The sequence below is a fragment of the Synechocystis sp. FACHB-383 genome (assembly GCF_014698605.1).
GTDB lineage: Bacteria > Cyanobacteriota > Cyanobacteriia > Cyanobacteriales > Microcystaceae > Synechocystis > Synechocystis salina.
Genome location: NZ_JACJTJ010000010.1, coordinates 176,315 through 202,227, shown reverse-complemented (window position 1 = coordinate 202,227; position 25,913 = coordinate 176,315). Strand labels below are relative to the sequence as shown.

The window sequence follows — 25,913 nt, the reverse complement described above, 5'->3', positions numbered from 1 at the left end:
GTCGCCCAAATCAAAAGGGCCCAAACTGCCTTAAATGTTGCCCAAAAACAGGTCAAATTAAGCGAAGAAACCTATCAGACCCGTTTGCAACAACTAGGAACTAATGCCCGCCCGGATGGCACCGTTGTGATTACAGCCCCCATGACTGGCATAGTCATAGACCCAGCCACTACCCCAGAGCATGAAATCAAGGTCGGAGAATCCCGACAGGATGCGGGGGAAGCTATTTTTACCATTATCAATAGTCAACAAGTTCAAGTTTCAGCCAATATTTACGAGAAGGATTTAAGCAAAATTCGCCAGGGCCAAGGAATTCGCGGCTGGGCTAGCAGTACGCCGGGCAAAATCTTTAGTGGACGAATTAATCAAATCGGCTCCGTGGTGGAAGGGGAAAATCGTACCGTCTCCGTGAAAGCGACATTGGATAATGCTGATGGTCAACTTAAGCCCGGACTGTTCGTAGAATTGGAAGTTTTAACCGACCGCACCCCTACCCCGGTTCTCGCGGTTCCCCAATCAGCCATTGTCAAAACCAATGATCAGCAAAATCTGGTGTTTGTGCAAAATGGCAATGTTTTTGAACCCATTACCGTTGCTCTGGGGCAGGTTTCCGGGGATTGGGTGGAAATCACCGACGGTTTGTTTGCCGGGGATTTAGTGGTTACCCAGCGGGCTAATCAGCTCTATGCCCAATCTTTGCGGGCCAAGCCGGCGGAAAAAACAGAAGAGACTGAAGAATCTACAGAAATAACCGCATTTACTTTTGCTCTGCCTGGAGTAACGTCATGGCTTTTACCTTTGGGGGGAACAGTTATGGCCGCTGGATTATTTTGGGCCGGTAGCCTGTGGGGAAAACGACAACAAGCAAACTCTTGGCCAGGCAACACTTTAACAGCAAGTCGGGAGGAATCATCCCTGGAAGTTGAAAAAGTCCTGATTGAAACCCCATCCCATCAGGATTTCCCCTAAATAATCTGAATTGCTCAAGCCATCTATTTACCCTTGCTATTTACCTAGAAAATGCTTAATGCCATCCTCAAATGGTCGATCGCCCAACGTTGGCTAGTGGTTATTGGAGCCATGCTGGTGGCTATTTTAGGAACCTACAACCTCACCCAGATGCCGTTGGATGTGTTTCCCCCCTTTGCACCGCCCCAGGTGGAAATCCAAACGGAAGCTCCCGGTTTAGCGCCGGAGGAAGTGGAAACTCTAATTACCCTGCCCATTGAAAGTGCGGTGAATGGCACCCCAGGGGTAGAAATGGTACGTTCATCGTCCGCCGTGGGCATTTCCGTGGTTAAGGCTATTTTTGCCGATGACACGGATATTTATCGAGCCAGACAATTGGTGACGGAACGACTACAATCTGCCCGGAATAAATTACCTACTGGGGCAGAGGAACCACAAATTTCCCCTGTATCTTCCCCCATCAGCACCATTTTGATGTACGCCTTAACCGTGGAGAAGTCCCCGACAAACCCCCAGGCCAATTTGATGGAAGTGCGGCGGCGGGTTGACCGGGAAATCACCAATCAAATTTTGGCCGTACCGGGAGTTTCCCAAGTTGTTGCCTATGGCGGTGATGTTAAGCAATATCAAGTTTTGGTTGATCCGGCCCGCCTCAAGGCGTTTAATATTTCCCTCCAACAGGTAACGGAGGCGGTGGAAGAAGCCAATGTGAATGCGGCGGGGGGTTTTTTATTGACCTCGGACCAAGAAGACGTGATTCGAGGGTTGGGGCGCATCGAAAACCTATCCCAATTGGCAGATTCTGTGGTGACAGCTAGGGATGGGACACCGATTTTACTCCGGGATGTGGCGGAAGTGGTTATTGGCCCCGCCTTGATAAGGGGAGATGGCAGTGTGGATGGCCAACGGGCTGTTGTGCTGGTGATTGATAAGCAACCCCAGGCCGATACCCCGACGGTGAGTAAGGCGGTGGAAAAAGCTATGGCAGAGGTCAAAGCGGCCCTGCCCACCGGGGTTAATCTCCAAGTTACTTTTCGGCAAGAAAATTTTATTGATGCGGCGATCGCCAATGTGCGGGATTCTTTGCGGGATGGCATTATCATCGTCGCCGTGGTCATGCTGCTGTTTTTGATGAACTGGCGCACTGCGATTATCACCCTCAGTGCCATTCCCCTTTCCATTCTCATTGGCATGATGATTTTAAGTTGGTTTGGCCAGGGCATTAATGCAATGACCCTCGGAGGCTTAGCGGTGGCGATCGGTTCTGTGGTGGACGACTCGATTGTGGACATGGAAAATTGCTACCGGGGTCTCCGCAAAAATCAAGCTTTGGGTAATCCAAAGCATCCGTTTCAGGTGGTTTACGACACCTCTGTGGAAGTTCGTACCAGTGTGATTTTTTCGACAGTGATCATCGTTGTTGTTTTTGCCCCGATTTTTAGTCTGACGGGGGTTGAAGGGCGTATTTTTGCCCCCATGGGTATAGCTTATCTATTGTCTATTTTTGCCTCTACTTTAGTGGCTATGACCCTTTCCCCAGCCCTTTGCGCCCTTTTACTTGCCCCTTGCCGTTTGCCCAGTGATGAAACTTGGTTGGCTCGCATTAGCCAGAGGATTTATCAACCCTTATTAAAGTTAAGTACCCACCATCCTCGCTGGATTATTGGAGTGGCGATCGCCTTTTTTATCTTTTCCCTTAGTCTAGTACCGAGTATGGGGCGGGTTTTTCTGCCGGAATTCCAGGAACAATCTTTGGTTAATGCCCTACTGCTCTATCCCGGAAGTTCCCTGGAAGCCACCAATCGGGTCGGTTTTGCCCTCCAGGATGCTCTCAAAGAAGATCCCCGCTTTAGCTCCGTACAATTACGTTCTGGCCGGGCCCCAGGGGATGCCGATGCCGGTGGGGTCAATTTAGGACATTTGGACGTAGAACTTAGTGACGCAGGGATGGCCGACCGGGAAGGGAGTATCGAAACCCTACGGGCTGAGTTTGACAAAATACCTGGGGTGGCTCCTAACATTGGCGGTTTTATTTCCCACCGCATGGATGAAGTACTTTCCGGGGTGAGGAGTGCGATCGCCGTTAAAATTTTTGGCCCTGACTTAGAACAACTCCGCACCATCGGCAAATCGGTGGAAACAGCCATGGCGGAGATTCCCGGCCTTGCTGACTTACAGCTAGAACCCCAAGTCCCGGTGCGTCAGGTACAAATTCAGTTTGATCGCCTAGCGGCCGGGCGCTATGGGTTAACCGTTGGTCAACTTTCTGAGTTGGTAGAAACAGCATTGAATGGTAGAGTAGCCTCCCAAGTTTTGCAGGATCAACAATTATTTGATCTGCTGGTTTGGCTGAAAGCAGATGCCCGCAATAATTTAGAAACGATTAGTAATTTACTGGTAGACACCCCCAGCGGCACTAAAATTCCCTTAGCCCAAGTCGCTCAAATTAGTTATGGTACCGGCCCCAACACCATCAATCGAGAAAATGTTTCCCGGTTAATTGTTGCTTCTGCCAACGTTAAGGGCCGAGATTTGCGGTCTGTGGTTAACGATATTCAAGCCCAAGTAAAGGAAAAAGTTTCTCTCCCCACTGGTTATTTCATCCAGTACGGTGGTCAATTTGAATCGGAGGAACGGGCCAGTCAAAATCTTTTAATGTTTGGCTTTTTATCTATCGTTATCATCACCATTTTGATGTACTTTGCCGTTAAATCCCTGGCCGCAACCTTAATGATTATGGTCAATCTTCCCTTGGCTTTGGCTGGAGGGATTTTGGCGATCGCCGTGACGGGAGGGGTTATTTCCGTCGCTTCCCTGGTGGGTTTTATCACCCTGTTCGGCGTTGCTGTCCGCAATGGCCTATTACTGGTGGATAACTACAACCAAAAATTTGCCCTAGCATTGCCCCTAGCCCAGGTAATCCATGAAGGTTCCCAGGAACGCTTAGTCGCCATTTTGATGACTGCCCTCACTTCCGCCCTGGGTATGCTTCCACTGGCGATCGGCACCGGAGCTGGTAAGGAAATTCTCCAACCCTTGGCGATCGTCATTCTAGGGGGACTGTTTACCTCCACCGCTTTAACCCTCCTGGTATTACCAGCCCTGTATGCCCAATTTGGAAAATTCTTACGCCCAACTAGTCCCAACGGTGTGAGCCGAGAATCCCCCCGCTTTAAAAGCTTGACCAAAATTTAAATTATTAGACATTGAATTGTTTATCAAAGATATGGCAAAGGGAAACTCCGTCTTAACTAACCATCAGAACGGAGCGCTACAGAATCCCCTTAGTTTACGGAAAGGATGATGTCAACACCCCTGTCCTCTGAAATTTTCATCGCCTTCAGGCTAGCATTGATGCCCAAGACTGGTGCCGGTAATGGCTTTTTGGTGATTATGGGCGATTATGGCCGGGAGGAAAATTCATAAAACTTATTAAAATTATTTGTTAATGAATTTATAGCTTGACCACAAAAGATTAATGACTTACTGGCACAAATAATCAATTTTTCTTGGAAAATGCTTGAGTAAAAACCTTATGAGACAATGGTTGTAGCTTCCATTCTCTACCTTAAGACGTAGACCATTTTATTCTTAATAAACAATTAAGAATTGTGTCAACTCAGCCAAAAAGTGTGTCCGAATAGTTTGTTTTAGGTAAAATCCATTACAGACGGAAGGATTTTTCTGGGCAAATATCTAATAAACGTCACTGCTGTGCTTTCATTGGTCAAAACTGCCGCCGCCCAAACCCGGTGGCCAAAGAGGGACAACAGTAAACATTCTCGACATGGAGCTTCCTTGTCTATGAACATTAATCCTCTCCTGCGGGCCTATGAACACGGTGTGCGCCGCTTCCCTCGGGAAAATTTGCAAAATGCCGACCTATCGGGGTTTACCCTCATTTCCGTTGATTTTGAGCGCACTAACCTGATCGGGAGTAATTTACAGCGTACTTTTTTGACTAAGGCCCGCCTTGGCCACTGCCAAATGAACTGGGCGGATTTAACCTACGCTAAACTCAACCAAGCAGATTTAAGCTATGCTGATCTGACCAAGGCCAGCCTCTACGGGGCCTTTGCTGTCAAAACTAATTTTAAGGGGGCTAAGCTGAGTGGGGCGACCCTAGGCCATGCCAATCTTCGGGGAGCTAACCTGGAACAGGCCAACCTTGCCGGGGCGAATTTGTTCGCGATCAATTTACGGGAAGCCAATCTCCAGGGAGCAGATCTTTCCTGGGCCAATCTCCAGGAGGCTTGTCTGAGCTTGGCCAATTTACGCGATGCGAGGTTGTGGTCCACGGATCTGCGCCGGGCTTTTATGAAGGAAATGGATCTGAGTAACCTCAGTCTCCAGGGTTTAGCCATGGACGGAGCTAAATTAACCGGCAGTTGCCTAAGGGGAACAAACCTTAGTCAGTCCAGTCTACGGAGCGCTAACCTGCGGGGCGCAGATTTGACCGGGGCCAATCTTACTGGAACAGATCTCACCGGGGCTGACCTCATGGGAGCCGACCTAACCCAGGCAATTTGGGACGATGCTGTGGTGCAGGGTGTTAATTGGGAAGAGGCGATCGCCGACCGGGGAATGTTTCGGGAAGGATTGTTAGGACTAGGGAACCACCACAGTCAAAATGGCCACCAGGGATTAAATATCAGTTGCTTTGGGGGTCTCCAGACCGCCTATGTCATTTAGTTGAAATCCGCCACCGCAATATTTAACTGACGGAGTTGCATCCGGGGAGGATATTCCTCCTAGAAGATCAGTGCTTCCAATAGGGCAGCACAGCCAAAGGATGCGAGGGCGACCTTGATTAAACGCAGGCCTTGCTGGTTCAGCCAATCCCGTTGACGACGCAAAAACATGTAAATATTCATCGCCCCCATCAAAAAAAACAACAGGGAAAGCCAGTTGGTTTCTTTTGTCGCTGTGTCTGCGGAGGACATCGCCCAGGTCTGTGAGGATTGCATGTTTGATTTCTCCAAGTAAACCAACTTTGACAACTACACCTTAACAAAAGCCCAGGCAATTGTAAACCTTTGTTAAGTATTGTTGACTGGGGTGAAATTTTCTGCACTTCCTAGAAGGGGAGTCCCCAGGCTTGCCATTGTTGCCGGAGCCAACCGGAAGCCCGCAGTTTCAGTAGGATTTGGTTGACTTCCCGTTGTAGGGCCTGGTGTTGCAATCCTTTGGCCATGGCGATCGCCAATGGATTAATGGTTAGTTGTAATGGCGAATGGTAGTAGTCTGGTTGGGATTGGGACCAGCCGCTCAGTACGGAATTGTCCCCAGCAAAAGCCAGGGCTTGTCCTTGTTCCAACAGTTGGTAGGCTTGGTCGTAGGAATCTACACCCACTAGGTTCACCTGGGGGAAAGCCTGTTTGAGCACGGCGATGGTGCCGCTATTATTAAGCACCGCAATGGTGTGAGCCTGGTTGCGGTCTAGGTTTTTCAGAGAGCCGTTTTTACTAATTAAACCAACTCCGTCCATATAGTAGGGTGGAGAAAAGTCCACCAGGCGATCGCGGGCCGGATTTTGTCCCATTTGAGCAATGATTAAATCCACGTCACCATTAAGCAAGAGGGCGAGCCGGTCTTGATTTTGCACCGGAATTAACTCCACTGCTTTTTCGTTCCCCAATAATGCCAGGGCCAAGCGATGGGCCAAAGTAATTTCCAAACCAGCTAATTCACCTTGGTCGTTGCGAAAACCCAAGGGTCTTAAATTATCCTTAACTCCCACCCTTAATTTGCCCCGTTGCCGAATAGCTTCTAAACTGGCGTCCCGGCTAGCCATGGCCATGCTATCCGCCATAGTTTGGGCGGTGACGCTGACAGTTAAAACTGGAATTGAAAATAGCAAACAACTAGCTACAATGAAGCCACGCATGGAAAGGGTTAAGGGGTGAAGAAATGGCAGAAAAATTATGATTAAAGTAGGAAAATCAATTCCCCTAATTAGCACTCAGGGAAGGTAACCAATTGACCAGGGGCGGAAAAATAATAATTAGTAGCAACACTAAAATTTGTAGAGCAATGAATGGCAGAGCCCCTCGGTAAATTTGCCCGGTGGTTAAACTGGGGGGAGCTACCCCTCGTAAATAAAATAAGGCAAAACCAAAGGGCGGAGTGAGAAAAGAGGTTTGTAGGTTAGCCCCCACAATTACCCCATACCAGATTAAATCTAGATTTAGGGCTTCCGCCACCGGTTTAAACAGGGGCAAAACAATAAAGGCAATTTCAAAAAAGTCAATGAAAAATCCCAGGATAAAAATGGTCAACATACTAACGGCTAAAAAGCCCATTTGACCGCCGGGTAAATTGGCCAAAATATCAAACATAAACCGATCGCCTTCTAGCCCCCGGAACACCAAACTAAAGGCGGTGGAGCCCAACAAAATTAACATCACCATGCTAGTAATGCGTAGGGTCGCGTCACACACCTGCCAGAGGGATTGCCAAGTTAACTTTTGATTAGCCAAGGCCAAGGCGATCGCCCCGATGGATCCCACTGCCCCCGCTTCGGTGGGACTAGCAATGCCAAAGAAAATACTGCCCAACACCAATAGAATCAAAATTAGGGGAGGCAGCATCACTTGTACTATGCGTCTGCGTAATTCCTGACCCCCAATGTTCCTAACTTCGGCCGGCAAGGCGGGGGCTAGATTTGGTTTAAGCCAAGCGATGATGAGGACATAGATGGCAAAACTGCCGGCCATCATCAACCCAGGCAAGAGAGATCCAATGAATAGATCCCCCACGGAAACTCCCAATTGATCTGCTAAAACGATCAAAACTACGCTAGGGGGAATGATTTGTCCAAGGGTGCCTGAAGCAACAATTACCCCAGAAGCTAGTTCCTTGCTGTAGCCATAGCGCAACATAATGGGTAGGGAAATTAACCCCATGGCGACCACGGTGGCCGCCACAACCCCAGTGGTCGCCGCTAGCATAGTGCCCACCAGAATCACTGCTAAGGCAAGGCCTCCCCGCAAATGTCCCAGGATAATGCCCATGGTTTCTAGTAGTTGTTCGGCAATGCCAGACCGCTCCAACATGGATCCCAAAAAGATAAAAAAGGGAATCGCTAGGAGGGTGCCATTGGCCATAATGCCAAAAATCCTTTGGGGCATAGCGGACAAAAATATAGGGTCAAAGGAACCCAAGGCTGCACCGATAATGGCAAATAAAATCGCCACTCCCCCCAGAGAAAAGGCAACGGGATAGCCCCAGCCCAGGAAGACCAATGCCCCCACAAACATCATTGGTCCTAACCAGTCGTAGTCAACCATTAATCCCTAACCTCCGTATCAGCATGGCCAAGGGCGATCGCCAGATTTTTGATTACTTCTGCAATGCCTTGGAGGATCAGTAGGACAAAACCGACAATAATCATTGTTTTAATGGGATAACGGGGTAACCCCCCTGGATCCGGGGAAGTTTCCCAAATTTGCCAGGAATTGAGCACCGATTCCCAGGAATAAAAAATCACCAGCCCACAAAACGGAAACAAAAATAGACAGGTACCCAATAAATTCACCCAGGCCCGCTGGCGATCTCCGAGGGATTTGTAGAAAATATCCACTCGCACATGGTCATTGGTTTGTAGTGTGTAGGCGGCACCAAGGAGAAAAACTAGGTCAAACAAATACCATTGGGCTTCCAGCAAACCATTGGAGGCTAAATTCTGGCCAACTAAGCGACCGAGGTAGCGCCCCACCACATTCCAACCACCAATTAGTACCATCGCTAATACCAGCCAAGCAGTGAATTTGCCGATCCAAGCGGTGAATTGATCGATGGCGTGGGCAATTCTTAAAAGTATGCGGAGCAATTATTTACCTCTCCGTCTAGACAGTAATGTTTATGGACTAGTAAGGGCAATTCATCCCTAACCCCAAGACTGAAAAAGAACAGGGTAAGTTTCTTGCCCCAATCATAGGATGGTGAGAATCTCAACCATGATTTTTCTTTGTCATATTTCATAACTCATACAGCAACTTAAACCAATCGACAAAAGCCTGGGCATTATGCCTTGTTGGTTCTAAGATTTTTTGTTTAACTGCATCGTGTAATTGCCTTCCGGGAGGATCTTGCCAAGCGAGCCAAGTATAAATATTAGCTTTGTCTGTCTGCACACCCGTAAATGGTGCGTTATGTTTTTTTGCCGTTTGGGCCGATTGTTTGGCAAAAGTCCAAAGTTCATTGGATTCATTTGGAACCAGGTACGCAAGAAAAGTCTCTAGCATCCCCCGCATCTGGTTATTAGGCATAATCCAAATACCAAACCTAATTGGATTTTGACTTATATTTTTATTGTCGACTGTATGCAGCAAAACTGTTTTTGGAAGAGATTCCGGGAAGTCAGTGTTGGCGATCGCCAAAGAACAGGCATTTCTTAAACTCTGCCATCTAGCGGTAATATCATCATCGGCATCGACAACAATTCCTAGGTGAGTTATCCCAGATTTCAGATAAGCTCGGATTTCAAAAGGATTAGCTAAATTTTCATACCCGTTACAATCTTCTATCTTGACCAGTGGATTTTTGTTTGGCCAATCAACGCCATTAGCTTCCATCAAATAGGGAATGACCCGCTGATCTTCCTTTCCTTCCACTAACAAGATTTTGGGAATAAATTTTTGCGCCATTCATCGAACCTCAATGTCCCGTTCTGCGGCGATCGCCATTTCTTTTTCTGTGTAAGAAATACTACGGTCATGGCCTTTTTCAATGCGGTGAATAGCAATTCCATCACTGTTGTCATCTAAAGTGCTAGCAAGTTCGGCTAAGCTTTTCCAACAATCGTTACTGTGGGTAGTGGCAAAAACCTGAACATTAAGATCATTAGCTGTTTGCCAAATCATTTTCCACATATCATCCATTGCAGTGTAATGGAGTCCAGTATCAATTTCATCAACCAGCAAAATACCATCTTTAGCATTGACGATAGACAGCGCCAATCCCAATATTCGCCAAACACCGTCCCCCATACTGCCGATGGGGATTTGTCGGTTACAGTTATGAATTTTTACTAGAAAACTACCGTGGCCATTAAAGTTCACAGGCGCGATCCTCTCAATACTACTATCTATTGCCTGTAAAGCCTCAACCACCGAATTTTCTCCAGGAGTTAATACCAGTCTGTTAAATAAATCTATCATCTCATCAGTTGTAAGGGATTGAGTCGATAATAAATTTATCCCTGAATTATGTATATTATGTTTTATGTTAATAATTTTTGGGTTCAGATTATTCCCATATAAAGGAAACGCAATCTGTTTGTTAATAGAGAGATTATCGGAGATATGGTTTACATGTGCTTCGTATATCATATTTCCCAAAGACTCTTTAAAGTTGCATTTTACTGTCACAACTAACTTCAGAGTTTGTCTTGAAGCTTCAGTGCCAATAAGTGAAAAAAAAGAACCGTCTTCAGGGTCTCTACCAAGGAAAAGACCACTAAGATCAGCAGAATTAAATTCTTTAATGTGAAAGTCGTATTCGTTTCGCTCTGAAGATAATTCTAGAAAATCAGCAGGACTAGCCTGGGAATAAAGTAATTTAATCGCTTCTAATATTGAAGTTTTTCCACTATTATTTTGACCAACCAAAAGATTAACCCGTTTGAGCAATGATAGTTGAAAGAAATCAAAGCGTCTAAATTTATTGATTTCTAGGCTTGTTAACATTATTTTATTTCCTCATAAATTCAATCAGACTAAATATTTTCTTAAGATAGATTGAAGTTAATTATCAGCAGGAGTAGTTTATATGGGTGATATCGTCTTTTTTGATCTCTCTACACTCTAGCAAACTTTCCTTCTCTCAGTGTTTTAATGGTCAACTACTCTCAATCGCACCCTTGTTGACACAACTATTAGTTTAATCTTCCAACAAAAAACAAAAAATCCTCGCCATTTCAGTAACGAGGACAATTTTATTTTAAAAGCAAAAATTTAAATTTCTATAGCTTGACTTCAATATCAACCCCGGCGGGGAGATCCAACTTCATGAGAGCGTCAATGGTTTTGGAAGAAGGCTGATAAATGTCGATGATACGGCGATGGGTGCGGGTTTCGAAATGCTCCCGGGAGTCTTTATCCACGTGGGGAGAGCGCAACACACAATAAACCTTCCGTTTGGTAGGCAAAGGAATGGGCCCCACAGCAGCGGCATTAGTACGATTAGCGGTATCAACAATCTTGTCGCAGGATGTATCGAGGAGGCGACGGTCAAAGGCTTTGAGGCGGATACGGATCTTTTGTTGTTGCAATGTTGCCATGGAAATTTAACTCAGAATTAGCGGACTGTTTAATTGTCAAGGTTCAGAAAGTTGAGTAGTCAGCGGGGCTGGCCCAGTCAGAAAAAACTTACCGTAACCAACCCAACACCAACTACATCATTAATGTTGTTCTAAGGACTACTTCAAAATCTTAGAAACAACACCGGCACCGATGGTACGACCACCTTCACGGATAGCAAAACGCATCCCTTGTTCAATGGCGATGGGATTGATCAGCTCAACGGTCATTTTAATACGATCGCCAGGCATAACCATTTCCACAGCACTACCATCATCAGCGGTGTAGCTCTTGATGGTACCCGTTACGTCCGTTGTCCGCACATAGAACTGGGGGCGGTAGTTGGCAAAGAAAGGAGTGTGGCGACCGCCTTCTTCTTTCTTGAGCACATAAACTTCCCCTTCAAATTCGGTGTGGGGAGTGATGGAACCGGGCTTGGCCAAAACCATACCCCGTTCGATATCTTCTTTTTGAATACCCCGGAGAAGCAGACCGACGTTGTCCCCAGCCATCCCTTCTTCAAGGGTTTTCTGGAACATTTCCACACCGGTAACGGTGGCTTTACGAGTATCTTTAATGCCGACGATGGAAATTTCTTCGCCAACTTTAACTTTACCCCGTTCAATCCGACCGGTGGCAACGGTACCACGACCAGTGATGGAGAATACGTCTTCTACAGCCATCAAGAAGGGTTTATCCACTTCCCGCTCAGGGGTGTCGATGTAATCATCCACAGCTTTCATCAGCTCAAGGATTGCATCTTTGTATTCTTTTTCGCCTTCGATCGCCTTGAGGGCAGAACCAGCCACGATGGGAATGTCATCACCGGGGAAATCGTAGTCGCTGAGCAACTCACGAACTTCCAATTCCACCAGTTCTAAGAGTTCTTCGTCGTCCACCATGTCTTTTTTGTTCAAAAAGACCACCAGTTTGGGAACCCCTACCTGCTTAGCCAAGAGAATGTGCTCCCGGGTTTGGGGCATGGGACCATCAGCGGCGGAAACCACCAGAATCGCACCGTCCATCTGGGCGGCACCGGTGATCATGTTTTTCACATAGTCAGCGTGACCAGGACAGTCTACGTGGGCATAGTGACGACTATCGGTTTCATACTCAACGTGGGCGGTATTGATGGTAATACCCCGGGCTTTTTCCTCAGGAGCCGCATCAATATCTTCATATTTCCGGGCTTTGGCACCACCCAATTCCGCCAAGGTCATGGTGATCGCCGCCGTTAGGGTGGTTTTACCGTGGTCAACGTGACCAATGGTGCCAATGTTTACGTGGTCTTTCGTCCGTTCAAATTTTGCGCGTGCCATGAATAAATAATTCCTTTGATTGTTTCTACACAGATTGCAGTCCTAGGAGAACCGCCGGGTTAGGCATACCCTCTGCTTTTGGCGACGATCGCCTCGGCAACATTACGGGGTACTTCTGCATAATGGCTAAATTCCATCGAAAAAATACCCCGGCCTTGGGTTTTTGACCGGATATCGGTCGCATAACCAAACATTTCCGCTAATGGGACACTAGCGGCCACTTTGGCTATGCCCTGCTCCGTTTCCTGGCCCTCAATGTGGCCCCGACGGGCATTGAGGTCACCGATCACGTTGCCCATGAAGTCATCAGGAACTTCAATCTCGACTTTCATGACCGGCTCCAGGAGCACAGGGTCAGCCTGGTTAACAGCCTCCCGGATTGCCATGGAACCAGCAATCTTGAAGGCCATCTCCGATGAGTCCACATCATGGAAAGACCCATCCACCAAGGTGGCTTTGAGGTCAATGACCGGGTAGCCCGCCAACACCCCCGAAGCACAGGCTTCCTTCATCCCCTGTTCCGACGGGGCAATGTATTCCTTCGGAATGATACCACCGACGATCTTAGAGACAAATTCAAAGCCCGTCCCCGGCTCGGTGGGCTCCACCTCAATGACCACATGGCCATATTGGCCTTTGCCCCCACTCTGGCGAATGAATTTACCTTCAGCCTGCACCGCCTTACGAATGGTTTCCCGATAAGCTACCTGGGGAGCCCCCACATTGGCCTCCACCTTAAATTCCCGCAGCATTCGGTCCACCAGAATTTCTAAATGCAATTCTCCCATGCCGGCGATCACCGTTTGATTGGTTTCTGGATCGACGCTGACCCGGAAGGTGGGATCCTCTTCAGATAGAGACTGCAAAGCCTTGGAAAGCTTGTCCATATCCTGTTTGGTTTTTGGTTCCACCGCCACGGAAATGACCGGCTGGGGAATAAACAGGGACTCTAAAATAATTGGTTCTTGGTCATCACAAAGGGTGTCCCCGGTGAGAGTATCCTTGAGCCCCAGCACTGCCCCCAGATCGCCGGCGTTAAGCTGATCTACCTCGATGCGCTCATCGGCTTTGAGTATGATTAGGCGGGAAATGCGCTCTTTCTTCTCTTTGGTGGAATTGAGCACGTAACTGCCCTTGGACAACACACCGGAATAAACCCGCACAAAGGTAAGCCGACCAAACTGATCTGCCATTACCTTAAAAGCCAAGGCCGACAGGGGAGCTTCATCGTCCGCTGGCCTAGCAGCCACTTCCCCATCGGGTAAATGTCCCTCGATCGCCGGTACTTCCAGGGGGGAGGGGAGATAATCCACCACGGCATCGAGTAAAAGCTGGACCCCTTTATTTTTAAACGCGGAGCCGCAGAGCACTGGTACCATGGTGCCGGCAATGGTGCCCCGTCGTAGACCAGCCACCAACTCATCGGCGGTCAACTCTTCCCCTTCTAAATACTTTTCCATCAGGGCATCATCTGCTTCCGCCACCGATTCCACCAAGCGCAAGCGATATTCTTCTGCTTTATCTTGCACTGCAGCAGGGATGGGAACTTCTTGGATGTCCGTGCCCAAATCGTTTTTGTACAAATAGGCCTTCATCCGCACCAAATCCACGATGCCTTCAAACTCCGCTTCACTACCAATGGGAATTTGAATGGGCACTGCATTAGCCCGCAGGCGATCGCTAATTTGTTGACAGACCCGGAAAAAATTAGCACCGGTGCGGTCCATTTTATTGATAAAGGCAATGCGGGGCACATGGTACCGTTCCGCCTGACGCCACACCGTTTCCGATTGGGGTTGCACTCCCCCCACGGAACAAAATACAGCAATTACTCCGTCCAGTACTCGCATGGAGCGTTCCACCTCAATGGTGAAATCCACGTGCCCTGGAGTGTCGATGATATTAATGTGGTGCCCCAACCAATCGGTACTAATAGCTGCGGCTGTGATGGTGATGCCCCTTTCCCTTTCCTGGGCCATCCAGTCCGTCACCGCCGTACCTTCATGAACCTCACCGATTTTGTGGACCACGCCAGAGTAGAACAGAATCCGTTCCGTCGTGGTGGTCTTACCCGCATCAATGTGGGCGGCGATACCAATGTTACGTATTCGTTCTAGGGGCACTGTGCGAGCCATGAAGTTTACTCCTAACCGGGGGTTCGACCACAAACAAGCTCTCTCTTCCCCAAGGGGAAATGGGAGGCCATTAACAATTCTATACGTTTTCCCCGACCTTTCTAGACTTGCAACTAAATCTAGGGGGGAATTTTTCCTGAAAACTAGCCCAGGGAGGTGTGGGGGCAACTCAACCCCAAACCTGTGGTGATGATGTTTTGCCTAGTAGCGGTAATGGGCAAAGGCTTTGTTGGCCTCGGCCATGCGGTGGGTTTCTTCCCGCTTTTTGATGGCGGCGCCGGTTTCATTGGCGGCATCCATAATTTCGTTAGCCAATTTGCTTTCCATGGTGCGACCACCTCGAGCACGGGAAAAATGCACTAACCAGCGCAAGGCCAGAGCAGTCCCCCGGGCGGGGCGAACTTCCATGGGCACTTGGTAGGTGGCACCCCCAACCCGACGGGCTTTAACTTCTACCAGGGGAGTCAGGTTTTTGATCGCCTTTTCAAATACTTCCAAGGGATCTTCGCCGGTTTTTTCACCAACGGAGGTCAAGGCATTGTAAACAATGCTAGAAGCCAAGGATTTTTTACCGGAGCGCATTACCCGACGGATGGTCATGCTCAGCAGAGTGCTGTTGTAAACGGGATCCGGGGGGACAGGGCGCTTTTTGACGTTGCCGCGACGAGACATAACTTTTTACTCTTTTTGCTCTAGATAATCATTAAAGGTTGTGGTCACTGCCAAACTTCTCAGGCTAGGCCGCCGAAAGTAAGGGAGAGTTGTAAAACTGGCTACACTTTCACCAGACAAGGGAAGTTAGCCTAATGGAAAGTTGAGAAAGTTATTTCTTCGCTTTTTCCCGTTTGGTGCCGTATTTGGAGCGACCCTGTTTCCGGTCTTTAACTCCGGTGGCATCCAGCGTCCCCCGCACAATATGGTAGCGAACCCCAGGCAGGTCTTTCACCCGACCGCCCCGGATCAGGACGACGGAGTGCTCCTGCAGGTTATGGCCAATGCCGGGGATGTAGGCAGTCACCTCAAACCCAGAGGTAAGACGTACCCTGGCCACTTTCCGCAGGGCGGAGTTGGGCTTTTTGGGGGTGGTGGTGTAAACCCTGGTGCAGACTCCCCGCCGTTGGGGGCATTGCTTGAGGGCAGGGGATTTAGTTTTCTTCTGTACCTTCGAGCGTTCGCTACGAATTAGCTGCTGGATAGTTGGCATGTGTTAAATATAGTGGGAATTAGGATCGTTCTCCTAATAAATAAGAAAATCATCGACAAATTTTCATCATACCGTTGCCCATTTAGCACTGTCAACCTAAGTTGGGGTTGTGTCGGTGAAAGCGGTGGGCAGATATTGTAAGTCCGTGGGGTGGTCTATGTCCGGTAGGGCAGGCAGATTGTAAGGACGATCGCCGTTCTGGACAATTTTGGCTAGGGTCTGTTGATAAACCCTCTCGGTGCCCCAATCGATTTGCTCAAAATAGGCAGGGTTGAACTTATTTAAACCAATAAGATAATAACCGCCATCCAGGGCGGGCCCCAACACCACCGAGCAATTATCCAAGGCGGTGAATGCAGTTTGGAGCAATTCTGGAGTCACACCGGGACAATCAATGCCGATAATCACCACTTTTTGGCTGCCCTGCCCAAGGGCCCACTGACAGGATTTTTGCAGGCGATCGCCTAAATCCCCGGAGCTTTGGGATTGGTAAGTTAAATCATTCCCTAACCATTGCTTCATTTGGGGCTCAGGGCCGCCGGTGTAAAAAATAGTCACCTGGGATTTGATTAAGGTTTGCTGGCGGAAAATATTAGCGGTGTGGACAGTGTATTCCGTCAGTTGTTGCTGTAACTGAGCCGCTCCCCCAGGGCCGAGGGCGGGAATGAGGCGAGTTTTAGTTTTTCCCGGTTCCGGCCAACGGGTAAAGATGAGTAAATGTTGTTCAGCCATGGAAAGTTTGGGGGGCGCAGATAAATAACTCTAGTCAACTCCGGCCATTCTGTTAATCTTAAAAACGGCTAAATTATCATCATTTTTCCAGCGGTTATAGAGGTTAGGCTCCATGAAGGTGGCAGTTATTGGTAGCGGTGGACGGGAACATACTCTGGCTTGGTCGTTGGTTCGATCGCCGGAAGTGAGCCATTGCTATTGCTTACCTGGAAATGGTGGCACGGCCGGGTTACCCAAAACCGTCAATGTGGCGATCGCCGTGGATCAACTGGCGGAAATCTGCGAATTTTGCCAAACGGAAAAAATTGACCTAGTAGTAGTGGGGCCGGAATTGCCCCTCACCCTGGGGTTAACGGATCAACTGCAAGCGTTGGGCATAAAAGTTTTTGGTCCCACCAAAGCTGGGGCGGAACTGGAAGCGAGCAAATCCTGGACGAAACAGTTATTGGTCGAAGCGGGGGTTCCCACCGCCTTTGGGGAAACTTTTACCAATCCAGAACCAGCCCAGGCCTATGCCACCAAGATGGGAGCCCCCATAGTGGTGAAAGCTGATGGTTTGGCGGCGGGTAAAGGGGTGATTGTGGCCCAAACTTTGGCCGAAGCAACCACGGCGATCGCCGAATTATTTGATCAGGGCTTTGCCAAAATTGTGGTGGAGGAATTTTTGCCGGGGGAAGAAGTTTCCGTGCTAGCCCTGTGTGACGGTAAAACCGTAATTCCCCTGCTGCCAGCCCAGGACCACAAACGCATTGGGGAAGGGGATCAAGGGCTCAATACCGGTGGCATGGGGGCCTACTGTCCTGCTCCCATTGCGCCCCCAGCGGTCATAGACCAGGTGCAAAAGCGAATTTTACAACCCACGGCTAAGGCTTTGGCTAAGCGGGGTATTGATTACCGGGGGGTGTTATACGCTGGCTTAATGGTTAGCCCCACCGGGGAGATTAAAGTATTGGAATATAACTGTCGTTTCGGTGATCCTGAAACCCAAGCGGTGTTGCCCCTCCTCGCCACTCCCTTGGAAAAAGTTTTAATGGCCTGTGTGGACCAAACCCTAGGCCAGTTGGAGCCGCTGCAATGGCATGCCGGTAGTGCGGTTTGTGTGGTGGTGGCCGCTGGGGATTATCCCGGTAGTTACCGCAAAGGCGATGAAATTGGTGGTTTGGCTGAGGCTAAGGCCCAAGATGTCACCGTATTCCACGCTGGTACAGAATTAAAGGAAGGCAAAGTTCTCACCAATGGTGGTCGGGTATTGGGGGTCACGGCCCTGGGAGAAGATTTATCCACGGCGATCGCCACTGTTTACCGGGGAGTAGAACAAATTACTTTTGATGGCATGTATTACCGACGGGACATTGGCCACAAAGCTCTTTGATCTGGAGTAGGGGAAAGGAATTCTTTCGAGAGAATAGGTTGGCGCAAAACAAATTTTCCCCGGGAGGTCAGATAGGAAAAAACAAGTTGCCTTGGCAATGGCAAAAGTAACCCAATGGCACCCTAAAGAGATCAACCGGGAATGTTAATATACGTTGCAGTTTGGCTTGAACTGCCGTCCTCAATTTGCCCTTCCCCGACTTCCTATGTTTCAACGTCTTGTGCACCCATTGGCTTTAACTCTCTGTGGCCTAGCCTTGGCCTCTAGTTTAACTCCGTCAGCCCAGGGGCAGGGAGTCATGGAGGTGGAGGAGGTGATCATTGAAGGCAGTGGCCCAGAGAATTCTAGGGAGTTCCGCCCCCTCAACCAAGAAGGCAGTGTGTTAAGCATTGCCGCCGGCCGTCGCTTGATGAATGAAGCCAACGATGCCATTAATCTTAATCAGTACACCGTGGCCCTGGGTAAACTCCAGGAAGCCCGCAAGATTTTCAACCAACTGTCTAATTTCCATCTACAACTGGCTAATAGTTTTTCCGGCATTAACACAGTCATTTTTGAGGAACAAAGAATTGCTGCCCTGGAAACCGGTCAATTGCGGGACGAAGCCACCTATCGTTTAGCGTTAGTACATCGGGCGAACAACGAAGCGGCTTTGGCAGTGCCCCTATTACTACAAATTATCCGTTCCCAGAACCCCACTACGGATTTAGGCAGAAAATCCTACCAGCAACTCTATGAGTTGGGTTTTGTGGCTTCCCCGTTTGAAGGCCCCACTCCCACCGGCTCCAATGCGGCCCCCACTGCTCCAGTGGTTAATTAACCCTAGCTTGGGAACGATGAAATCCTGGCTTGGATTAAGTCTGGGCAGAATATTTTTCCTCGATCGCCGTGACCAGTTGAATACAGGGCATTTCTTCCGGTTTGACCTCGGCGGTGAACCAAGCAGTCAAAATTTCCTTGGCGATCGCCGGGGAAGTGGCCCGTAAACTCATTACTAAAACATTGGCATCGTTCCACCAACGGGCTCCCCTCGCAGTTTCTGCATCCCGGACTAGGGCCGCCCTGATACCTGGCACCTTATTAGCAGCAATGGAGGCCCCTGTCCCCGTCCAACAAAATAATATGCCTTCCTCCACAGTTTGATCAGCCACTACTTCCGCTAATTGTTGGGCGACCAACGGCCAGGGCATAATCTCCCCGGCCAAGGGGCCAAAGAGCATCAGCTCATGGCCTAAATCCTGTAGATGCTCTATGACAACATCGGTGAGGTGACACTTTTCATCGCTAGCAACGGCAATTTTCATCTTTGGTTACGAAGTGATGATGACGGTTAAATTTATCTTGCTTTGCTGAAGCTTTACACTTCCCCCAATTCCTTAACTTCAATTTCGATGCGGGGCGGGGCCGGCAGACTGACCAAATCCGGGTGTCCCGTCAGCAAAACCGCCGTTTGGGGCTCACTCCACTGGGTTAACCAATGGGGCTGAATACCCAAAACAATGATAACCACCGCCAAGGCGATCGCCGGAACTTGTTCCTGCCAACGCACCTTGGGTAAATGGGACAGTTCCATGGTCAGACGGCCAAAGAAAACCCGGTTAATCATTAAAAGGAAATAAACCGCCGTTAAACCACTGCCGATCAAACACAGTAGGGTTTGGACCGGAAAAATCGGAAAACTGCCCCGGAATACTAAAAATTCAGCAATAAAGCCCACCATGCCTGGAATACCAGCGCTGGCCATCACACCGAGAATCATCAAACTGCCGGTGATGGGCAAGCCCCGTTCTGGAGTCAATAGTCCTTGTAACTTGTCCACGTCCCGACTGCCGGTCTTTTTATACACCACCCCCACTAATAGAAACAGTAGGGCGGAAATGATGCCATGGCTGACCATCTGGGCTGAGGCTGCGGTCACACTCAGGCGGGTAGTGGCGGCGGCGGCCAGCAGAATATAACCCATGTGGGCAATGGAAGAATAGGCCACCACTTTTTTCATATCTTTTTGGGCGATCGCACAGGAAGCCCCATAGAGGGCGCTGATGGCCGCTAGGGTCGCTAAATAGGGCGCAAATTCCACCCAAGCTTCTAGATACAATCCCAACCCAAAACGCAGTAAACCGTAGGTACCCAGTTTTAGTAAAACCCCTGCCAACAATACAGAAACGGGCGTAGAAGCTTCCACGTGGGCATCCGGCAGCCAGGTGTGGAAAGGAAAAATGGGAATTTTAATGCCCAAACCAACCAGTAGGGGCAGCAATAACAACATTTGGGTTTTTATCGGCAGGGCATCGGCCAAGCTGGGGTCATAGTCAAAATTAGGCGCTTTAGTCAGCCAAAACCAGCCGAGAAAGGACACTAGCACTAAAAAGCCAGATAGAGCAGTGTAAAGTAAAAACTTCATAGCGGCATAACCCCGCCGCTGCCCTCCCCAAATGGCAATGAGAAAATAGAGAGGAATAATTTCCAACTCAAAAAAGAGGAAAAATAGGAGCAAATCCTGGGCTAAAAATGCACCGGCTACCCCACCGCTGAGCAGTAATAACAAAGCATAGTAAAACCTTGGTCTTTCTAGGTTGAGATTGGTACTAAAAATAGCAATCAAAACCAAACTGCTGTTTAGTAATAACAGGGGCAGGGATAATCCGTCCACCCCCAGGTGGTAATTCAGACCCAAACTAGGCAACCAGGAGTGATATTCAACAAACTGCATCTGGGGATTGCTGAGGTCAAACTGCCAAGCCAACACCACGCTAATGGCGGCCACCGCAGTCATTATTCCCAGGGCAATTTTGCGGGAGTAACAATCATTGCCAGGGTTGGGGATAATCGCAATCAGGACGGCTCCGAGGATGGGGCCCCAGATGAGAGCACTGAGCATAGAAGTATGGGGTTAATAAAGTTGGTTAAATTGTAGTTAGCTAAAAATATCGGAGAAAAAGTCTTAAATTGTGCGCCCAATCTTGTCCCTATATTCCTGGTTAGGGAAATTTCCTGGTCTAGTAGAGAGAGACTGGTCAGACATTTTTTGATCAAAAATTTAATTAAAAATTGTTCAATTAAAGTGGTCAAATAGATCGACAGTAATCCCATTTAGGTTGACTAAAATTAACTCAAGTAACATTAATCAACTTTATTTCGTGATCAAGGCGAAATTAACGATAGCCAACTGGCCCAAAATTGCCCGATCGCCGTCCATTGACCGCCGAGGGAAAACCAGATTAGCAGGGCTACCCCCACCAAAATGGTGAGCAGATAAAATTGTGACTGCCCGGTGACATTATATTTGAGGGCACTACCGCTGAAAATAGTCACCAAACTAACTAGGTTTACTATGCCGTCAATCACATAACGATCAAACCAAGTGCTGACTTTGGCGATCGCCGCCACCGCCGCCACCACCGTAGCGCCATAGATTTTGTCTAGGTACACGTCGTAGGCAAACAAATCCTGCAGGAACCGCACTGGCAGTTGACTAGAACGGGACAGGTTACGACGCAGGGGCAATAAACTCCCCAACAAAATGCCAATAATGCCAGCTCCGATCAGTAAGGGCATGGCCCATTGGGTAACCGGGCCGATTAAACCCATCGGGGAAGCGGGGGATAACCAAAAAGGCCACTGTAGGGGGGCAATAGGGATCAGCAGGGTCATAATGATCAAGCTCACCATGGGTACGGCCATGGGCCAGGGCACTTCCGGCGCCCGGCGGGTTTTGGGTTGGGGTTTACCCAGGAAGACCAACCGAAACACCCTGGTTAAATTAAGGGCGGAAAAGAGGTTAACAAAGATCAATAAAGCCAACAGGGACCAGCTTACGGACCAATCGCCGCTAAACCATTTTTGCCAGGTCCAAAACATGCCCAGGGGAAAAACCGCCAATAATCCTGCAGAACCCACCACAAAGGACGTTGTGGTCACGGGCATACGGTTCCATAATCCCCCCATTTCAGTAATGTTTTGACCGCTGGTGGTAAAGATAATCGAGCCGATGCTCATAAATAACAAAGCTTTGGCGATCGCGTGGGTGAACAGTAACAAAAAGGCAATGTCCACCTGCCCCAAACCCACCGCAATAAACACTAGCCCTAGGTAAACACTGGTGGAATGGGAAAGGGTTCGTTTAATGTCAATCTGGGCAATGGCAATCAACGAGGTCATCACCACAGTTAAGGTGCCCAATACAATCAAGGTCTTCGAGGCGATCGGGGAGAGGGTGAACACCGGCTGTAATTTAATTAGTACATAGGCGCCGGCCGACACCACCACCGAATTACGCATAATGCCCGCCGGATTAGGGCCCTCCATGGCTTCATCTAACCAAAGATTGAGAGGAAATTGGGCGCATTTACCAGTGGGCCCAGCAATTAAAGATAGTCCCAGTAAAGTAGCGGTGATGCCGGTCACTGGTACTGTGTTGGCCCAGTTATCCAACTGAGAAAAAGTCAAACCCTGGCCATAGCTAGAGAGAGCCACCACCCCCATGAGGAGAATAATATCCCCCACCCGTTTGGTTAAAAAAGCATCCCGGGCCGCTGTGACCACCAAGGGCTGGGCGTACCAAAAACCCACCAGGAGATAGGTGGAAAGGGTCAACATTTCCAACAAGCCATAGCTTAAAAATAGGGAGTCACTCAGGGCAATACCCCCCAGTGCCGCCTCAAAAAAGCCCAATAGTCCGTAAAATCTGGCCAAGGACCAATCCTTCTCCATGTAGCCCAGACCAAAAATCTGCACCAAAAAACTGATGCCCGTCACCACCGACAGGGCCCCTAGGCTAACTGGGGAAATCTCCACCGCCAAGATGAGGTCCAAATCCGCCACCTGGAGCCAATGGAAAACAATTTGTTCGCTTGGTCTTTGCCAAATTGCTGAGAGGGCTACCATGCCATGGAGGGCGGAAACCAAGGTCATAAAAACGTTAAAGTAGGCCGCCGGTCGCGGCCCCGTTTGTTTAATCAATCGAAATGACCAGGGCAGGGTAAGGATTGACCCAATCAGACCATAAAAAGGAATAAACCAACTACTTTGTAAAAGAAAATCGGACATTGAGCTTGGGATTGCGAGGAATTTTCGCCTAGGGTTCGCAGAAAATAGGCAATTTGTGATCAGATTTTACGCTATCGTCGCCTCAATTCTCATTTTGGCGATCGCCGTTGCTAGTGCAGTGCCGCTTTTAATCTGCTCGTTTAGCCATGCAGATAAACATTAGCGTTGTAGAGCATTAGTCGGTCACTATAAACTATCAAGGGCCCAGCCCTGGACCCCATTTCAGTTTTCTCCAACCCAAAGAAGCAGGAACTCCTAGACCTCTGGTGGCGTGGTTTTTCCTTTAGACTTAGTACTCTTAGTCGTTTTTGTGGTTTTGGGCTTACCCGTGGAAGTCGTTTTTTTCGCTTCTGACTCCGGGGATGACTCCGATTCAACTACCGTTTCCGTTGGCAGGTTGGAGGATTCTTCTACTAAAGAGACTGGCACAGAAGGCGGTTGGCGATCGCCATTGTCAGTGATAGGATCCTCTGCCAGTAATTGCTCAGTTTCCCCTTGGTCTAAGTTCTCTGGGGACTTTTGGCCATTCTCCTGTTTCTCCTCTTTGGGGCCGTGCTCAGACTTTTTCTCAGAACTGTCGGGATTGAAAGGAGTTTTCTTAACCCGGCGGGGGGTTTGTTCCACTGGATCGGCAATCTGTTCCACAAAGCCAAAACAATTTCTTTGGGGAATCAAGCGAGCCAAAATCTGATAAAACTTGGGTCGCTCCTCCGAATCTTTGCGAAAACGGTAGGGGGGTTGGTCGCTCCAAATTAAGGGCAAATGCTGATTGTTAGGACGATTTTCATAACTCTTCAGCTCGTTGCGATAGACACTAAAAACGGGGCGGCGACATTGGGGAATAAATTGCCAAACTCCCCGCAAAACAAAAATACCAGGATCGCTTTTCTCATGTTGTTCCGTGCCCATCCAGACCACCTTAAAGCTCAACCCTTCTCCCTTGGACTGGGGATAACACTTGATCCAAGCTAGTTTTCCTTCCAGGGCCGCTGCCACCGCAATGGCTCGACGGGGTAAATATAGGGTAAAACTAGCATCCCGGATCTGTACGTAATATCGTTCTTCCCCCTTCCGTACCACTCCCCGCAACCACCCGATCGCCTGGTAATAGTTCTGGGCGGTGGTATCTAGGGTCGTATTAGCTGGGGCTTCGGGAATTAGACCGTCTGCCACGGCCGCATTCGTTTCTAAAGGATCAGTTTCGGGAGTTTTTTTAGGCGGCTTGGGGGGGGTGGGTTGCATAGTGTTAACAATCTTGGACGCTCGGTAAACACTGGATCCAGTGTCTGAATTAGTATGAGTGACAATTACCCCCAAGGCAAGGGGCGGAGGGATGACAAAGTCAAGCAAAAATCCCCTTGCAACCAAAAAAACTAAAGGGTCCCGGCCAGATGGCAAGAACCCCTAGGTTGAATTAATTTAAGTCACAGTGAGAACAGGATTTAACCTGATTTCCCACTGAAAATGTGGGCAATTCAAGATAACTTCATCAATGGAATGAAACTATGGTGAATGAAAAACTAGGCCCTAGTAGCGGCTACCACCGTAGCTTTTGCGACCACCACCAAAGGAACCACCGCCACTGCGATTTTCCCGGGGCTTGGCTTTATTGACTTTGAGGTCACGACCCATCCATTCTGCGCCGTCTAGGGCTTCAATGGCGGCCGTCTCTTCAGCGTCAGCTTCGAGCTCGACGAACCCGAAACCCCGCATGCGGCCGGTTTCCCGGTCGGTGGGGAGCTGAACCCGCTTTACAGAACCATATTCAGCAAAAACCGCGGTTAAATCGGCTTCTGAAACATCATAGGACAGGTTGCCTACATAAATTGACATGGAATTTCTCCAAAAACTGAGGGATATGTAGAGGGTGATTTCGGAGAAATGCCTGTCAATGGAAAAACGCGAAAAACCGTTAATACTAGAAACAAATGCTACCAACCGATCATTACTCTATGGGAGCATAGTAACACGTTGTCCCCTCGGCCGGTGATTTTGGGTCTGGAATTCCTGACACGGAACCAGGCAAATTCGTCCCCCCAGACTGACCAGAAAAGAATGGTACCATTGCTTAGACGGCTCGTGCCCTTAGCTTATAACAACCTTCACTTATTTAAATTTTCGAGCTTAGCTTTCCATGACCAACGCCGCCCTAGACGATAAAACCATCGTTCGTGACTATTTTAATTCCACCGGCTTTGACCGTTGGCGCCGGATCTATGGCGACGGACAAGTTAACTTTGTGCAAAAAGACATCCGGGTGGGTCATCAACAAACCGTTGATTCAGTGGTGGCCTGGCTAGGGGCGGACGGGAATTTGGCAGGCCTATTGGTCTGTGATGCGGGTTGTGGGGTCGGTAGCCTGAGTATTCCCCTGGCCCAAGCGGGAGCATTGGTCTATGGCAGTGATATTTCCGAAAAAATGGTCGGAGAAGCCCAACAAAAGGCCCAGCAAGTTTTGCCCTATGGCAATCAACCGACTTTTATGACCCAGGATTTGGCTCAGTTGGGGGGCAAATATGACACAGTGATTTGTTTAGATGTATTAATTCATTACCCAACCCAGGAAGCGGCCGCCATGATTACCCATTTGGCTTCCTTGGCCGATCGCCGTTTGATTTTAAGCTTTGCGCCGAAAACCCTGGGCTTAACTGTGCTGAAAAAGATTGGCGGACTGTTCCCCGGTCCCAGTAAGACCACCAGGGCCTATCAACACAAAGAAGCGGATATCCGTTCCATCCTCGAAAAAAACGGCTTTTCCATTGCCCGCACTGGCATGACCAGTACCCGTTTCTACTATTCCCGCATTTTAGAGGCGGTGCGCTCCTAGTTCCC

23 protein-coding genes are annotated in these 25,913 nt (G+C 48.8%); 6 read left to right on the top strand and 17 right to left on the bottom strand.

The window, feature by feature from the left end:
* The 3 genes from H6G45_RS01770 to H6G45_RS01760 all read left to right on the top strand — a co-directional run.
* Positions 1 to 969: efflux RND transporter periplasmic adaptor subunit (locus H6G45_RS01770; protein WP_190596008.1), on the top strand; the 969-nt coding region annotated here is incomplete at its 5' end.
* A 51-nt stretch (positions 970 to 1,020) separates the two neighbouring features.
* Positions 1,021 to 4,164 (top strand): efflux RND transporter permease subunit, encoded by a 3,144-nt coding sequence (locus H6G45_RS01765; protein WP_190596006.1) that lies wholly within the window; start codon positions 1,021 to 1,023, stop codon positions 4,162 to 4,164.
* Between the two features lie 519 nt (positions 4,165 to 4,683).
* Positions 4,684 to 5,661 carry a pentapeptide repeat-containing protein gene (locus H6G45_RS01760; RefSeq protein ID WP_190596004.1) on the top strand — a complete coding sequence of 326 codons (978 nt, stop codon included), beginning with the start codon at positions 4,684 to 4,686 and terminating at the stop codon, positions 5,659 to 5,661.
* Positions 5,662 to 5,720: 59 nt separating this feature from the next.
* Here the strand turns inward: H6G45_RS01760 and H6G45_RS01755 are convergent, their stop codons facing one another.
* The 12 genes from H6G45_RS01755 to H6G45_RS01700 form a co-directional block, all read right to left on the bottom strand.
* Complete coding sequence (locus H6G45_RS01755) at positions 5,721 to 5,936, bottom strand: hypothetical protein (protein ID WP_190596002.1); 216 nt, start codon at positions 5,934 to 5,936, stop codon at positions 5,721 to 5,723.
* A gap of 110 nt (positions 5,937 to 6,046) precedes the next feature.
* A complete protein-coding gene (locus tag H6G45_RS01750) occupies positions 6,047 to 6,856 on the bottom strand; it encodes a transporter substrate-binding domain-containing protein (protein WP_190596000.1) in 810 nt (269 codons plus the stop codon).
* A gap of 64 nt (positions 6,857 to 6,920) precedes the next feature.
* Entirely contained in the window at positions 6,921 to 8,258 is a 1,338-nt protein-coding gene (locus H6G45_RS01745; RefSeq protein WP_190595998.1) for a TRAP transporter large permease subunit, read from the bottom strand.
* Positions 8,258 to 8,800, bottom strand: a complete 543-nt coding sequence (locus H6G45_RS01740) for a TRAP transporter small permease subunit (RefSeq protein ID WP_190595996.1) — start codon at positions 8,798 to 8,800, stop codon at positions 8,258 to 8,260. Before H6G45_RS01740 ends, H6G45_RS01745 begins: the two co-directional genes overlap by 1 nt.
* 148 nt (positions 8,801 to 8,948) lie before the next feature.
* The gene (locus H6G45_RS01735) at positions 8,949 to 9,617 is read right to left on the bottom strand and encodes a DUF3226 domain-containing protein (protein WP_190595994.1); all 669 of its coding nucleotides are present in this window, start codon (positions 9,615 to 9,617) and stop codon (positions 8,949 to 8,951) included.
* Positions 9,618 to 10,658 carry an ATP-binding protein gene (locus tag H6G45_RS01730; protein ID WP_190595992.1) on the bottom strand — a complete coding sequence of 347 codons (1,041 nt, stop codon included), beginning with the start codon at positions 10,656 to 10,658 and terminating at the stop codon, positions 9,618 to 9,620. It lies immediately after the preceding gene.
* A gap of 275 nt (positions 10,659 to 10,933) precedes the next feature.
* Positions 10,934 to 11,251 carry a 30S ribosomal protein S10 gene (gene rpsJ, locus H6G45_RS01725; RefSeq protein WP_190595990.1) on the bottom strand — a complete coding sequence of 106 codons (318 nt, stop codon included), beginning with the start codon at positions 11,249 to 11,251 and terminating at the stop codon, positions 10,934 to 10,936.
* 138 nt (positions 11,252 to 11,389) lie between these two features.
* On the bottom strand, positions 11,390 to 12,589 hold the full coding sequence (gene tuf / locus H6G45_RS01720; RefSeq protein ID WP_010872941.1) for an elongation factor Tu: 1,200 nt from the start codon (positions 12,587 to 12,589) through the stop codon (positions 11,390 to 11,392).
* 59 nt (positions 12,590 to 12,648) lie between these two features.
* Positions 12,649 to 14,724 carry an elongation factor G gene (gene fusA / locus H6G45_RS01715; RefSeq protein ID WP_190595989.1) on the bottom strand — a complete coding sequence of 692 codons (2,076 nt, stop codon included), beginning with the start codon at positions 14,722 to 14,724 and terminating at the stop codon, positions 12,649 to 12,651.
* Between the two features lie 201 nt (positions 14,725 to 14,925).
* Entirely contained in the window at positions 14,926 to 15,396 is a 471-nt protein-coding gene (gene rpsG, locus H6G45_RS01710; RefSeq protein ID WP_190595987.1) for a 30S ribosomal protein S7, read from the bottom strand.
* A 151-nt stretch (positions 15,397 to 15,547) separates the two neighbouring features.
* The gene (gene rpsL, locus H6G45_RS01705) at positions 15,548 to 15,928 is read right to left on the bottom strand and encodes a 30S ribosomal protein S12 (RefSeq protein WP_010872944.1); all 381 of its coding nucleotides are present in this window, start codon (positions 15,926 to 15,928) and stop codon (positions 15,548 to 15,550) included.
* A 96-nt stretch (positions 15,929 to 16,024) separates the two neighbouring features.
* The gene (locus tag H6G45_RS01700; RefSeq protein WP_190595985.1) at positions 16,025 to 16,660 is read right to left on the bottom strand and encodes a TIGR04282 family arsenosugar biosynthesis glycosyltransferase; all 636 of its coding nucleotides are present in this window, start codon (positions 16,658 to 16,660) and stop codon (positions 16,025 to 16,027) included.
* 112 nt (positions 16,661 to 16,772) lie between these two features.
* Here H6G45_RS01700 and purD point away from each other — a divergent pair, with 112 nt between their 5' ends.
* Positions 16,773 to 18,032, top strand: a complete 1,260-nt coding sequence (gene purD / locus H6G45_RS01695) for a phosphoribosylamine--glycine ligase (RefSeq protein ID WP_190595983.1) — start codon at positions 16,773 to 16,775, stop codon at positions 18,030 to 18,032.
* Positions 18,033 to 18,237: 205 nt separating this feature from the next.
* Positions 18,238 to 18,852: a hypothetical protein gene (locus tag H6G45_RS01690; protein WP_190595981.1), complete on the top strand. Its 615-nt coding sequence runs from the start codon at positions 18,238 to 18,240 to the stop codon at positions 18,850 to 18,852.
* Positions 18,853 to 18,886: 34 nt separating this feature from the next.
* On the opposite strand, the gene H6G45_RS01685 is transcribed toward H6G45_RS01690, so the two are convergent.
* From H6G45_RS01685 to H6G45_RS01665, 5 genes are all read right to left on the bottom strand, one after another.
* Positions 18,887 to 19,336, bottom strand: a complete 450-nt coding sequence (locus H6G45_RS01685; protein WP_190595979.1) for an RpiB/LacA/LacB family sugar-phosphate isomerase — start codon at positions 19,334 to 19,336, stop codon at positions 18,887 to 18,889.
* 53 nt (positions 19,337 to 19,389) lie between these two features.
* Complete coding sequence (locus H6G45_RS01680; RefSeq protein WP_190595977.1) at positions 19,390 to 20,913, bottom strand: NADH-quinone oxidoreductase subunit M; 1,524 nt, start codon at positions 20,911 to 20,913, stop codon at positions 19,390 to 19,392.
* A 263-nt stretch (positions 20,914 to 21,176) separates the two neighbouring features.
* Entirely contained in the window at positions 21,177 to 23,081 is a 1,905-nt protein-coding gene (locus H6G45_RS01675; protein WP_190595976.1) for an NAD(P)H-quinone oxidoreductase subunit F, read from the bottom strand.
* 255 nt (positions 23,082 to 23,336) lie between these two features.
* On the bottom strand, positions 23,337 to 24,323 hold the full coding sequence (locus H6G45_RS01670) for a hypothetical protein (protein ID WP_242017997.1): 987 nt from the start codon (positions 24,321 to 24,323) through the stop codon (positions 23,337 to 23,339).
* 285 nt (positions 24,324 to 24,608) lie between these two features.
* Complete coding sequence (locus tag H6G45_RS01665; RefSeq protein WP_010874035.1) at positions 24,609 to 24,914, bottom strand: RNA-binding protein; 306 nt, start codon at positions 24,912 to 24,914, stop codon at positions 24,609 to 24,611.
* Between the two features lie 301 nt (positions 24,915 to 25,215).
* On the opposite strand from H6G45_RS01665, the gene bchM reads away from it, so the two are divergent.
* Positions 25,216 to 25,908: a magnesium protoporphyrin IX methyltransferase gene (gene bchM / locus H6G45_RS01660; protein ID WP_190595972.1), complete on the top strand. Its 693-nt coding sequence runs from the start codon at positions 25,216 to 25,218 to the stop codon at positions 25,906 to 25,908.
* Positions 25,909 to 25,913: the final 5 nt, after the last annotated feature.